Genomic DNA, 12,180 nt, shown 5'->3' with positions numbered 1-12,180 from the left:
CCTTATCGTCACGCTCACCTCAGAGACTCGAGAAACCACTCAGTTGCATGGGCTTGCGCTGGCGTGGACTGCGGGCGCCGATAGCGCTGGCTTTCGGGGCGCGAGGCTTCAATTCCGCCCTGAACCAGTCGAGCGTCTTCAGCACACCTTCTTCATAGCTGACCTTGCAGGACCATTCCGGCATCACGTGCTTGGCGTTGGTCAGATCCGGGCGCCGGTTGGTCGGATCTTGCGGCGGCGACGGCTTGAAGACGATCGGCACGCCGCCCATCAGGCTGGAGACATATTTGGCGACGTCGAGCACCGAGATCTCGCGGTCGTTGCCGACATTGAGCGGTCCCCGGTAATCGGTCTCGTTCATCCAGAAATAACGGGCGAAGCCCTCGGTGATGTCGTCGACATAACCCCAGCTGCGCGATTGCAGCCCGTCGCCGAAGACGGTGATCGAGCGGCCGGTCAGCGCCTGGGTGATGAAGTTGGAGACGGCCCGGCCGTCATCCGGCCGCGTGCGCGGCCCATAACAGTTGAAGGGACGCACGACCCGGACGTCGAGGCCCTGGGTGCGCTGCAGCTCGAACAGCAGCGATTCGGTGCAGCGCTTGCTTTCGTCATAAGAGGAGCGCGGCCCGGTGCAATCGACCTGGCCCTTGTAGCTTTCCGGCTGGGGCGAGACCAGCGGATCGCCATAGACCTCGGATGACGAGGTGAAGCAGAAGCGGCCGCCCTTCTTCAGGAGGTCGAGCAGGCGGAAGGCGCCGAGCAGGTTGGCCGAGATCGTCCGCTTCGGTTCTTTCATGTACCAAGGCGGCGAGGCCGGAGAAGCGAAGTGGTATATTTCGTCGAACGTGTCGGAAGTCTGAAGTGTTTCGACGTCGGAGCGCACGAAATGCAGACGCGGATCCTTGATGTGGGCCAGATTCTCCGCCCGGCCGGTCCAGAGATTGTCGACGACGACGAGCTTGCTGATATTGCTGCGCAGCAACAACTTGTCGCACATATGCGAACCAATGAAACCAGCTCCGCCTGCTACTAGAACTCTCTTCATTACGCTAACTCCCACATGGCTGTTATGTCTTAATTAGCCTCTCGTAATATAGCGAAGTCAATCTATCCTGCATTATTGATATTATTAACATTAATGCGCGTCACAGCGCTGTGACGGCGGTCAATTGCAAGGAGATGGAAGCCCTTCGTCGAGAAGCATCATGACAACGCAGCGGCAGACGTTTCTGAGGTCGATTTTCAGGGCGCCGTTCGCTCAGCGATCGGACCGTCCGATCGCTGAGCTCGTTTTGATTATTACTTTTCGGCAGTATTGAGACGCAGGCTTCCTGAAAAGACCAATCGAAGCTCCCCTCGCGTTTTCTGGCGATTGTCATCCAATGGCTGTCTAGGAACCGTGTGGACCGTCGCACAACCTATTAACGCGGTTCCGGCTATTCACATCAGGTCAACTCCCGCAACTTTTAGCCGTAAACTTACTGTGATTTGTCTAACCTTCCCTAACGGAAGGCTATATTAACAGATACCGAAATATTGATATAAATAAACAGGAAGACAGTGAGTCGCCGGGTGGAGATTTTTCATGAGCAAGGACAGCCATGCCGGGAAGGGGCATGGCTACACGGATGAGGTGCCGCGGGACGATCCCGGTGCGATGGAGGAAATCCTCAAGCCGGCCCGCCATGAAGTTCGCCGGGGGGCTCGGGATGAGACCGACGGCGACGATAGGGAAGGCCGAAACTGGGCCATTCTGCTGACGCTGTTTTCGTTCCTGCTGGTGCAACTGGCCGGCATCGCCCTGATCATCTGGGCGATATTCTGGTAAAAATCCGTGTCTGCAAACCCGTCGCTATGTTATCTCCGCTGCTCCTGTAGAAAGAGCAGATGAAGTCAGCGGAGTTTGGCATGGCAGATCTCGTCGATCCCGTACAGCGCGCGTTTCTCGGCGTGGAGAAATCCGCGCTCGATAATCGCTGGGTCGCGCGGCTCGATCAGGCCGGGCAGAACCGTGCTCTGGCCATGTCGCAGATCCACGGGCTGCCGGATCTGATCGCCCGTGTGCTGGCCGGGCGCGGCGTGACGGTGGACGAAGCGATCGAGTTCCTCGATCCGACCATCCGCAGCCTGATGCCCGATCCTCATAAGCTGACCGATTGCGAAAAGGCCGCGACGCGCCTCGTAAGCGCGATCGAGCGCGGCGAGAACGTCGCGATCTTCGGTGATTATGACGTCGACGGTGCGGCTTCCTCGGCGCTGATGTTCCGCTTTCTCAGCCACTTCGGCGTCAAGGCCAATATCTATATTCCCGACCGCGTCTTCGAAGGTTACGGACCCAATCCGGCTGCGATCAATCAGCTGATCGATAACGGCGCCCGGCTGATCGTCACCGTCGATTGCGGCTCCACCAGTCACGAAGCGCTCGCCGCCGCTGCCGCGCGCAATATCGATGTCGTCGTCATCGATCACCACCAGGTGACACATGAGCTGCCGCCCTGCCATGCGCTGGTCAATCCGAACCGCGAAGACGATCTGTCGGGGCAGGGGCATCTCTGCGCGGCCGGCGTGGTCTTCATGGTGCTGGTCGCCACGCTCAGGCTGCTGCGTGCGGCCGGCAACAAGCGCATCCTGGCGATCGACCTGCTGCAATGGCTGGATATCGTGGCACTGGCGACGGTTTGCGATGTCGTGCCGCTGAAGGGCCTCAACCGCGCTTATGTCGTGAAGGGGCTGGTCGCCGCCCGCCACCAGAGCAATGCCGGCCTTGCCGCACTCTTCCGCAAGGCCGGGCTCGCCGGACCGGTCACGCCCTATCATTTCGGCTTCCTGATTGGCCCGCGCATCAATGCCGGCGGGCGGATCGGCGATGCCGCACTCGGAAGCCGCCTGTTGACGCTCGACGATGCCGGTGAGGCGGAGATGATCGCGCAGCGCCTCGATGAGCTCAACCGGGAGCGCCAGGCGATGGAAGCCCTCATGCTGCAGGAGGCGGAAGCCGAGGCGCTGGCCGAATATGGCGACGGCGAGGGCGCGTCCGTCATCGTCACGGCCCATGAGAAATGGCATCCCGGCATTGTCGGGCTGATCGCGGCGCGCCTGAAGGAGAAGTTCAAGCGGCCGGCTTTCGCGATCGCTTTTGATCCTTCCGGCCGCGGCACCGGTTCCGGCCGCTCCATCAACGGCTTCGACATGGGCAGGATGGTGCGCGCAGCGGTCGAAGAAGGCATCCTCGTCAAGGGCGGCGGCCATGCCATGGCCGCAGGGCTCACGGTCGAACGCGCCGATCTCGGCAGGCTGAGGACTTTCTTCACGGAGAAGGCGGAAAGGACGGTGGCAAACCTCGTCGCCAACGAGACGTTGAAGATCGACGGGGCCATCGGTGCGAGCGGCGCCACCTTGGAGCTCATCGACCGCCTGGAGGCCGCCGGCCCCTATGGCTCCGGCCATGCGCAACCGCTTTTTGCCGTGCCTGCGCATCGCGTGCGCGACGCGCGCCTGGTCGGCGAAAGACATGTGAAGGTGACGCTGGAGGCGATGGACGGATCGAGACTCGACGGCATCGCTTTCCGTGCCGCCGAGACGGCGCTTGGCAGCCTGCTCCTCAATTCCCGCGGCGCCAGCCTGCACGTCGCAGGCTCGCTGGGCGCCGAGCACTATCAGGGCGCGCGCCGCATCCAGTTGCGCGTCTGCGACGCCGCGCCGGCGAAATAGATCGCGTCGCAAGGCGCTGAACGACATGAAATTTGGAGAGAGAAGTGGCACGCCCTAGGGGAGTCGAACCCCTCTTCCCAGAATGAAAATCTGGTGTCCTAACCGATAGACGAAGGGCGCTTCCTTCGTGGTGGCGCCCTTATAGTCAGCACCTTCGAAAGCCGCAAGCGCCAAGACGCGAAAAAATCACCGTTTTCGCCGATTTTTTTCCGCTGTGGAAAACCCCATCGCCGAGAGCGTATGCAGTCGGAAAAAATCCGGCATTCCAGGATGGCTTAGGTCGGATTGCGCTAACCGAGCTGGTACGCCCTAGGGGAGTCGAACCCCTCTTTACAGAATGAGAATCTGTCGTCCTAACCGATAGACGAAGGGCGCGTGCCGCTTTCGTTAAAATAGGAAAGGGAAGCGATATCTGCAAGCAGATCACGAATGCTTCAATAGTGAAGAGGAGTGGCACGCCCTAGGGGAGTCGAACCCCTCTTCCCAGAATGAAAATCTGGTGTCCTAACCGATAGACGAAGGGCGCTTCCTTCGTGGTGGCGCCCTTATAGTCAGGCACTTTCAATCCCGCAAGCGGCAAATTCGATTTTTTTCAGAATAATGACAATTATTTCGGCTGGCATAACGCGGAGGATTAGGACAGCCGAATCAATAGCTTGTGCGCATTGCCGCAGGCATCTGCGGTGGAGCTGACGTTGCGTTATGCCTTGTCGCCCGTGTGCGATCAGATCGCTCTTGCGGTCGCTACTGGCGCGCGTTTACCGCCGCAGCCCCAGTTCCAATCACGGGTTTTGCCGGTATCGACGTGGATGGAATCCGTGTGGCAATAGGTGCCGACGCCGCCACGGTTCGGCAGCGAGCGGATATAGGCGGCAATATCCCATTTCGAGACGCCCTCGATCTGGATGTCGGCGGCTTCGCAGCTTTTGTGCATCGATTCGTCGGCGCCGCCGACCAGACGGTTATGTTCTTCGTCGCGATGGCCTGATGTGACGACAACGGGCCGGCCGAAATGGGTTTCGGCCGCCTTGATGATATTGAGCAGATCGGGTTTGAAGCAGCCGACCTCGACCTTGTCATTCTGAAGATGCAGCCCATTCGGCGCGATGCGCGTCATGCCGGGCAGGGCCGCCTTGTGCAGGAGACCGGAAAGGCTGCCGAGCAGGTTCTGCTTCGGGGCGCTGTAGAGTGCGTTCATCGTCGAGGATTGAATGCTGCCGGTTGCCAGCGAGGCGGTTTGAACCGGCGCAAGCTGCGTGCTGGTATTCTGTGAGGACTGCTGCGGCGGCACCGGCTCCGCCGGCAGCTCCAGTGCGGGCGGCTGGCTATAGACGCTGCTCCTCGAGGGCGAAACGCCGTCCACCGGCGCATAAGCGTTTGCGCCCTGCGGCTGAATGATCGTGGAAGTGCTGTTGTTCTGCGGCGCCGGTTGACGGTCGGAGAAGATGCTCATCGCCTGCGCATTGATCCGGGTCGACTGCATGACGAGACCGCCGATGTTGGCAGGCGCCGCCGCGGCGGGATCCGCAGGCGGGACGGCGGCATTCGGATCCTGCGCGGCGACCTGGGGCGCGGCCTGGGCGCCGGAAACATTCACGAGTTGGGGATCGGTGTAAATTGAGCGCTTGGCGGTCGCTGCAGGTGCTGCGGTGGCAGGCTGAGACGCCGCGGCCTGCGCTGCCGGTGCCGCCGGAATGGCTGCGGCGGAATCGAGCGCCTTCTTGTTCGACACGCAACCCGCCAGCGCCAGCACCGAGGTGGCGATCAGCAAAGCGCCCGCCAGGGGCATCCGCATCTCAGTATTACGCAAGCGACCGGTCTCCAGTTGAGCGGCAAAAGGGCCGAAACGCCCTTTACCGCTTCGAGTCGGTCGGAGATTGCCTGTGGGGCCGGATCGCGGCAAGCGCCAAGGCGCCGGCCGGACCCGAAATCGCAAAAGCCGCAAGCTTCGCAAAAGCCTTGCGGCAAAAAACCTTACCAGGCGCCGGTATTGCCCATCGAAGCCCAGGGTTCGGCGGCCGGAAGAGGGCTGCCCTTCTGCAGGATTTCGATCGAAATGCCGTCCGGCGAGCGTACGAAGGCCATGTTCCCGTCGCGCGGCGGCCGGTTGATGGTGATGCCGTTGTCCATCAGCTTCTGGCAGGTTGCATAGATATCGTCGACCTCATAGGCGAGGTGGCCGAAATTGCGTCCTCCGCTATAATCCTCCGTATCCCAGTTGTAGGTCAGCTCGAGGCAGGGTGCCTTTTCGCTGCGTGCACGATCGACATCGTCGCGGGCGGCCAGGAAAACCAGGGTGTAGCGGCCCTTCTCGTTTTCATGGCGGCGAATCTCTTCCAGGCCGAAAAGGGTGGTATAAAAGGCGAGCGAGGTGTCCAGGTCTTTGACGCGCACCATAGTATGAAGATAACGCATTCTATTTACTCCTTTATTGGGGCTGGCCCTTTTCGGCTAGCCGTGGTCAGCTTCGGGCAAGTCATCATTATAAAATGTGCACCTGGGAATAACCGAAAACTAGGACTTGCGCTTATCCGTTACCAAGATGTTAATCTTGATTTCAAGAATCAGTTAACCGTAACAGTGTGACGCGTATTCGAGGGGCTGGCGACATGGCTGACAGGATTTCATCGAACCAATACTCCGATCTCGACGAGCTATCGGGCGAGGCGGTCGATCTTGTTGAAATCACCGGGGTCGTCAAGTGGTTCGACGTTGCCAAGGGTTTCGGCTTCATCGTCCCGGATAATGGCATGCAGGACGTTCTCCTGCACGTGACCTGCCTTCGCCGCGACGGTTACCAGACGATCCTCGAGGGAACGCGCATCGTCGCCCTCGTCCAGCGCCGCGAGCGCGGCTACCAGGCTTTCAAGATCCTCTCGATGGATCAGTCGACGGCGGTTCATCCCTCGCAACTGCCGCCGGTGCGCACACATGTGCAGGTCACCGCGACGAGCGGGCTCGAACGTGCGCTTGTCAAATGGTTCAATCGCACCAAGGGCTTCGGCTTTCTGACGCGCGGCGAGGGCACGGAAGACATTTTCGTGCACATGGAGACGCTGCGCCGCTTCGGCCTGACGGAACTGCGCCCCGGCCAGGTCGTCCTCGTGCGCTTCGGCGACGGCGAAAAAGGCCTGATGGCTGCGGAAATCCATCCCGACGTTCCGAGCCCGGCAAGCCGGTCGCACTGATATGCGCGGCTCCATTCTGTTTCATGCGATAAGAAGCGCCATTCTGGCGCTTTTTTTCATGGCCGCCGCCCTGCCGGCTTTGGCCCAGGAGGAGATTCGGTTCGACAAGGAGCCGCTGCTCATCCAGACCGCCGCGGGCAAGACGCTGCATTTCACCGTCGAGGTCGCCTCGTCAGCCGATCAGCGTGCGCGCGGCTTGATGTTCCGCAAGGCGATGGCCGATGACGCCGGCATGATCTTCGATTTCGGCCAGTCGCGGCGCGTCGGCATGTGGATGGAAAACACCATCCTGCCGCTCGACATGCTTTTTGCCGACGACACCGGCACTATCCGCCACATCAAGGAAAACGCCAAACCCTATTCGCGCGACGTCATCGATTCGATGGGCGAGGTGAAATACGTCGTCGAACTCAACGCCGGCATCGTCGCCAAGCTCGGGATTAAAACCGGCGACAGGATCGTAAGCGCCACGACGACCAAGGCGAAGTGACGGCGGCGCGTGAGCGCGCGGCCCTCAAGGAATTCAACAATATCAGGATATTGAATGGTCGGAGTGGAGAGATTCGAACTCCCGACCCTCTGGTCCCAAACCAGATGCGCTACCAGACTGCGCTACACTCCGTGCCGTGAATGGCAGGGGGAATACACGGTTCGCTTTGCTGTCGCAACCCATAAAACCTGCCCGGCCAGGAGATTCCTCGCCGGGATATGGATGCCCCACAGAAAATCTTGGTGATGCGACCTGTTTAGCGCTCAAGGCGCGATCGGACGTCTCAGCCCTGACCGATCAAGCCGATATATTGTGCGTAGCTGATGGCAACGTAGAAGAAGGCCGTAATGACAGCGCCGATCACAATCGCATTGAACTCTGCCGAACGTCTCATCATAACTGCAAAATCCGCTGAACCCGACTGGGGCGTAAACTAGTGCCGAGCGTTGTGTGCGGCAATCTCGTTACAATCACAACATGAGACAGCCGGTAACATTCGGGAACTCGACCCGCGAATCTCCCGCATTTCAAGGTGTTGCGGGGCCGGGATGGGCAACATATCCCCAGCGGATTCAGCGGCCAAGACTGACTTTTCACCACGCCGCCGCCTGCCACAAGGCGAAATCTGCGCCTGTATCACCAGCCGCCTTTTTTCTTGAAAAACCGGGGATTCGCGGATAAGCAAAATTCATCTCTTTGCATTATCCCTTCGTGGTGAAGCAAAGGCCCGGCAACGGGATCGAGACCCTATTTTCGGAGACGCCGCAGTCATGTCTGCCAAGATCTATCGTCCAGCCAAGACCGCCATGCAGTCCGGCAAGGCAAAGACCCATCTTTGGGTGCTCGAATTCGATCAGGAGTCGCCGCGCAAGATCGATCCGATGATGGGCTACACTTCCTCCCGCGACACGCGCCAGCAGGTGAAGCTCACCTTCGAGACGCAGGCGCTTGCGGAAGCCTACGCCCAGCGCAACGGCATCGAATACCGTGTCATCGCGCCGAAAGATCCGGCCCGCCAGGTCGTCGCCTATCCGGACAATTTCCGTTATACCCGTACGCAGCCCTGGACGCACTGAGATTTCTCGTCCACATATGCCGCATCCGGTCGCGCTTCCCAAGCGCGGCCAGCAGACGGCCCCTTAGCTCAGCTGGATAGAGCACCTGCCTTCTAAGCAGGTTGTCGCAGGTTCGATTCCTGCAGGGGTCGCCATCTTTTCGTTGTTCATACTGAAGACGTAGGTGATTTAAACCACGCTCTCATGCGGATGCGGACCGACGTTGTCGCGGCCGTCCTATGACCACTATACGACAAAGTGCAACTCATGGCTGATATTTCAATCCAACGCTAACAGCGGATCCGCTGGACGGTCTCTCGGCGGCTTGCAAGCCGGGCGCTGCAAGCCGCCGCGTGCTTAGCGGCCCTGAAAGATCTTGATTACCTTTCGCGTGAATCGATGCTGTCTGACGTCGACAACATCGTCATAGGTAAGGCGGCCCGAAACCAGGGCTGCAACAAATCGCTCGCACGCAACCCTTGGAGCGTCCTTGTCCGAAACGCTTGTCACAAGTCCTGCACCGCGGCGGCCATTCGCATCAAATCCCTTCGCGCAGTCTTTCACGACTTCACTTCTTGCCCTTGAACTGCCTTGCAGCAATGTGACGTAAGCTTCGTAGTCCTGACGCGTTGGGACGCATGCGGTCAGAAGTCCAATGGCAATCATTATTGTTACGGTACGAGCGCGCATTTAATATTGTCCTCTAGTCTAATTACAATTGATGGCGCCTGATGTTTATTTCGATTCGCGCGGCGCACAAAAGGGCAAGCGCGAAATCATACTAATTTCGCTGAAAGGTGGAATAAATTGCTGATGTCGTAGCCGAGAGCTTCTTCTCAGCGATCCAGGAAATGATCGAAATAGACCTTGGGGATGGGATAGGCGTAGACGCCTCTATCGACGAAGCTGTACCTGTAGAGGCAGCTTCTCAGCGCCGCATTGTATTCCAGGCTCTGTGGATCCGGTGAGCCTCTGCGCAATGAGCTTGCTTCCGGCACGCAGCGTTGAAGCGCCTTGTCGTATCGTGCAAGGAGCACGGGGTCGGTGTCGACCCGGATGCCGCCATGATAGGACTGATAGTTTGAAGGGGATTCTGCGGCCGAAATACAGCCCAGGCTAAGCGTAAGACCAACTGCTGCCATCAATCTCATTGGACAGTCTCCCGTGTCGCTCATACGAAGTAATCGAGTACGATATTATTGGTTCCTGCGTTTATGAGCAAGGAGACTTGTGAATAGCATCCGCATTGGCGCGTGACTTTTGGTCGTGCGGCCGGAAAATGAGAATTTGCATGTCCGAGCCTCTATGGCCGGATGGTTGCGGCCGAAAACGGCGGCAGCCATCCGTCATCACTCAATCCAGGAGATCGGCCGGAACCTTGCCGCCATTTTCCGAGAGCCGCTTCATCAGTGCCTTGTGCAGCCACATATTCATCTTCGCGGAATCGTTTGTGTCGCCGGTATAGCCGAGTTCGGCGGCGAGTTCCTTGCGTTCGGCGAGGCTCGCATCCATCCCGACAGCCTTCATCAGGTCCACGATCGAGTGGCGCCAGTCGAGTTTCTGGCCGTTTTTCTTCACGGCGGCGTCGAGGATGGGGACGATATCGACTGTTGCTGCTGCCGGGGTCGGGGGCGCCTTACTCTGCGCCGGAGAAGCCGTCGGCGCCTGGCTGGGCGCGGGCGACGGTGAGACGGGAGCCTGGACCGGCTCTGCCTTCGGCGCGCTGGCGGCAGCGGGCTCGGCAGCTTTGGCTTCTCCAAAGATTGCATGTTTGATTTTGTCGAAAATGCCCATTCGTGAACCTCCGGCTTCGTAAATTAGGACATGCTGAACATGGCGTTCCAGCAAGCCATATCCAGAAGAGCGGAAGTTTATTTTTGCCACCTCAGTGGAGGGAGAAGAGATCGACATAACCGCGGCCAGTGTGATCGATCCGGCTGTCGTCCTATTGGAAGCGATCCTGGCGCCAATCCTTCAGACTTTCGACAGGGCCGCGATATAGGCCGGGATTTGCCTCGGATGTCTGCTTTTGGCACAGTCGTTTCCGCGCCGCTTGCCTTGTGATAACCACTATTGGTTATTTTCGGTCGTCACGACGGTTCGAGAAGCGCCGACAGGAAACATTGATTACTCCTTCACGTTGGCTTGGCATGGACGTCCTGGAGAGCAGGCGTCCGATCGATCGAAGGCACGCGCGTTCCTCGATTTTCGGCTGCCGGACACTGTTCGGCACATGGAAACGGAGGAAGATCATGACCCACATGCACCTTAGACTGCCGGTTGCCCTGCTTGCATCCGTGTGCGCGGCCCTTGCCATGCCGGCAGGTCAGGCACATGCGCTCGACATCGGCGTGTCTGTGAACGCGGGGAATGCCGCCAGCGCCGATGTCGGGGCTTCGCTCGGCGGCGGAAACGGCGTTGATGCAACGGCCAATGCGTCCATCGGCGGCTCAAGCGGCATCAACACGGATGCGAACGCCAGCGTCGGCGGCAGTCGCGGTATCGATGCCGACGTCAATGCCGGAATCGGCGGCGGCGACGGTCTCGGGACCCGCGCCAAAGCCAGGCTCGGCGGCGGTCGCGGCGTCAACGCCGATATCAACGCCCGGACCGGCGGCTCCAATGGCATCGATGCCAAAGCCACGGCGTCAGTTGGTGGCGGAAGCGGCGTGAACGCCAATCTTGCCATTGGCGACGTGAACGAGGCTGGGCGTATAGGAACAACTGCTGAGCCTGATGGCGCCGTCAGCGCCTCACAGGCCCGCACCCTCGAGGCCTTCCGTGAAATGCCTGCCGACCAGCGGCGCAAGATGCTCATCCGTTGCGTCGACATTTCCTCTGGCGGCGCTGATTCCGGTCTTGCCGGTCTCTGCAGCCTGCTGCGTGTGTCGGCTTCCCGCTGAAAATGAAAAACCCGCCGAGTCTTGGCTCGGCGGGTCTTCAAAAGCTTCGGACGCTTTCTCAGTGCAGTATCTGGCTGAGGAACAGCTTGGTGCGCTCGTGCTGGGGATTGTCGAAGAATTCGGCCGGCGAATTCTGTTCGACGATCTGCCCCTGGTCCATGAAGATGACGCGGTTGGCGACCTGGCGGGCAAAGCCCATTTCATGGGTGACGCAGAGCATGGTCATGCCTTCTTCGGCAAGGCCCACCATGGTGTCGAGCACTTCCTTGATCATTTCAGGGTCGAGCGCCGAGGTCGGCTCGTCGAACAGCATGATCTTCGGGTTCATGCACAGCGAGCGGGCGATCGCCACGCGCTGCTGCTGGCCGCCGGAGAGCTGGCCCGGGTACTTGTTGGCCTGCTCCGGGATCTTGACGCGCTTGAGGAAGTGCATGGCGATTTCTTCCGCCTGCTTCTTCGGCATCTTGCGCACCCAGATCGGCGCCAGCGTGCAGTTTTCCAGGATCGTTAGATGCGGGAAGAGGTTGAAGTGCTGGAACACCATGCCGACTTCGCGCCTGACCTCGTCGATCTTCTTCAGATCGTTGGTGAGCTCGGTGCCGTCGACGATAATCTTGCCCTTCTGGTGCTCTTCCAGGCGGTTGATGCAGCGGATCATCGTCGACTTGCCGGAACCCGACGGGCCGGCAATGACGATGCGCTCGCCGCGCATGACCTTCAGATTGATGTCGCGCAGCACATGGAAATCACCGTACCACTTGTTCATGTTGATGATTTCGATCGCCACTTCCGTTGCGGAAACGGTGAGCTTTTTAGCTGGAGCTTCAGCCATG

Annotated in this window: 12 protein-coding genes and 5 tRNA genes; 7 read left to right on the top strand and 10 right to left on the bottom strand. The window is 59.5% G+C overall.

Annotated elements, in window-relative coordinates; translation table 11 throughout:
* Window positions 1-19: 19 nt before the first annotated feature.
* On the bottom strand, window positions 20-1,045 hold the full coding sequence (locus ATY76_RS07680) for an NAD-dependent epimerase/dehydratase family protein (RefSeq protein WP_088674170.1): 1,026 nt from the start codon (window positions 1,043-1,045) through the stop codon (window positions 20-22).
* Window positions 1,046-1,585: 540 nt separating this feature from the next.
* On the opposite strand from ATY76_RS07680, the gene ATY76_RS07675 reads away from it, so the two are divergent.
* Complete coding sequence (locus ATY76_RS07675; protein WP_088674169.1) at window positions 1,586-1,828, top strand: hypothetical protein; 243 nt, start codon at window positions 1,586-1,588, stop codon at window positions 1,826-1,828.
* A gap of 80 nt (window positions 1,829-1,908) precedes the next feature.
* On the top strand, window positions 1,909-3,711 hold the full coding sequence (recJ, locus tag ATY76_RS07670) for a single-stranded-DNA-specific exonuclease RecJ (protein ID WP_088674193.1): 1,803 nt from the start codon (window positions 1,909-1,911) through the stop codon (window positions 3,709-3,711).
* 45 nt (window positions 3,712-3,756) lie between these two features.
* Here recJ and ATY76_RS07665 read toward each other — a convergent pair.
* The 5 genes from ATY76_RS07665 to gloA all read right to left on the bottom strand — a co-directional run bounded on the left by ATY76_RS07665 (window position 3,757) and on the right by gloA (window position 6,126).
* Window positions 3,757-3,831 (bottom strand) — tRNA-Glu (locus ATY76_RS07665).
* A gap of 180 nt (window positions 3,832-4,011) precedes the next feature.
* Window positions 4,012-4,086 (bottom strand) — tRNA-Glu (locus ATY76_RS07660).
* A gap of 76 nt (window positions 4,087-4,162) precedes the next feature.
* A tRNA-Glu gene (locus ATY76_RS07655) sits at window positions 4,163-4,237 on the bottom strand.
* Window positions 4,238-4,435: 198 nt separating this feature from the next.
* On the bottom strand, window positions 4,436-5,521 hold the full coding sequence (locus ATY76_RS07650; protein ID WP_088674168.1) for a D-Ala-D-Ala carboxypeptidase family metallohydrolase: 1,086 nt from the start codon (window positions 5,519-5,521) through the stop codon (window positions 4,436-4,438).
* 164 nt (window positions 5,522-5,685) lie between these two features.
* The gene (gene gloA, locus ATY76_RS07645) at window positions 5,686-6,126 is read right to left on the bottom strand and encodes a lactoylglutathione lyase (protein ID WP_088674167.1); all 441 of its coding nucleotides are present in this window, start codon (window positions 6,124-6,126) and stop codon (window positions 5,686-5,688) included.
* Window positions 6,127-6,320: 194 nt separating this feature from the next.
* On the opposite strand from gloA, the gene ATY76_RS07640 reads away from it, so the two are divergent.
* On the top strand, window positions 6,321-6,899 hold the full coding sequence (locus ATY76_RS07640; RefSeq protein WP_088674166.1) for a cold-shock protein: 579 nt from the start codon (window positions 6,321-6,323) through the stop codon (window positions 6,897-6,899).
* Between the two features lies 1 nt (window position 6,900).
* Entirely contained in the window at window positions 6,901-7,389 is a 489-nt protein-coding gene (locus tag ATY76_RS07635) for a DUF192 domain-containing protein (RefSeq protein WP_088674165.1), read from the top strand.
* 55 nt (window positions 7,390-7,444) lie between these two features.
* Here ATY76_RS07635 and ATY76_RS07630 read toward each other — a convergent pair.
* A tRNA-Pro gene (locus ATY76_RS07630) sits at window positions 7,445-7,521 on the bottom strand.
* 638 nt (window positions 7,522-8,159) lie between these two features.
* Between ATY76_RS07630 and ATY76_RS07625 the strand changes: the two genes are divergently transcribed.
* Window positions 8,160-8,465 (top strand): ETC complex I subunit, encoded by a 306-nt coding sequence (locus ATY76_RS07625; RefSeq protein WP_088674164.1) that lies wholly within the window; start codon window positions 8,160-8,162, stop codon window positions 8,463-8,465.
* A 57-nt stretch (window positions 8,466-8,522) separates the two neighbouring features.
* Window positions 8,523-8,599: transfer RNA gene (locus tag ATY76_RS07620), tRNA-Arg, on the top strand.
* A gap of 681 nt (window positions 8,600-9,280) precedes the next feature.
* Here ATY76_RS07620 and ATY76_RS07610 read toward each other — a convergent pair.
* Both ATY76_RS07610 and ATY76_RS07605 read right to left on the bottom strand, forming a co-directional pair.
* A complete protein-coding gene (locus ATY76_RS07610) occupies window positions 9,281-9,595 on the bottom strand; it encodes a hypothetical protein (protein ID WP_088674162.1) in 315 nt (104 codons plus the stop codon).
* Window positions 9,596-9,797: 202 nt separating this feature from the next.
* A complete protein-coding gene (locus tag ATY76_RS07605; protein ID WP_088674161.1) occupies window positions 9,798-10,238 on the bottom strand; it encodes a DUF3597 domain-containing protein in 441 nt (146 codons plus the stop codon).
* Between the two features lie 458 nt (window positions 10,239-10,696).
* On the opposite strand from ATY76_RS07605, the gene ATY76_RS07600 reads away from it, so the two are divergent.
* Window positions 10,697-11,347 carry a hypothetical protein gene (locus ATY76_RS07600; RefSeq protein ID WP_190233615.1) on the top strand — a complete coding sequence of 217 codons (651 nt, stop codon included), beginning with the start codon at window positions 10,697-10,699 and terminating at the stop codon, window positions 11,345-11,347.
* Window positions 11,348-11,405: 58 nt separating this feature from the next.
* Here the strand turns inward: ATY76_RS07600 and ATY76_RS07595 are convergent, their stop codons facing one another.
* Window positions 11,406-12,179, bottom strand: a complete 774-nt coding sequence (locus ATY76_RS07595) for an amino acid ABC transporter ATP-binding protein (protein WP_064691464.1) — start codon at window positions 12,177-12,179, stop codon at window positions 11,406-11,408.
* Window position 12,180: the final 1 nt, after the last annotated feature.

Origin of the sequence: Rhizobium sp. R339 (assembly GCF_002211395.1) — a bacterium.
Taxonomy (GTDB): domain Bacteria; phylum Pseudomonadota; class Alphaproteobacteria; order Rhizobiales; family Rhizobiaceae; genus Rhizobium.
This window is presented reverse-complemented; position numbering and strand designations above follow the sequence as displayed.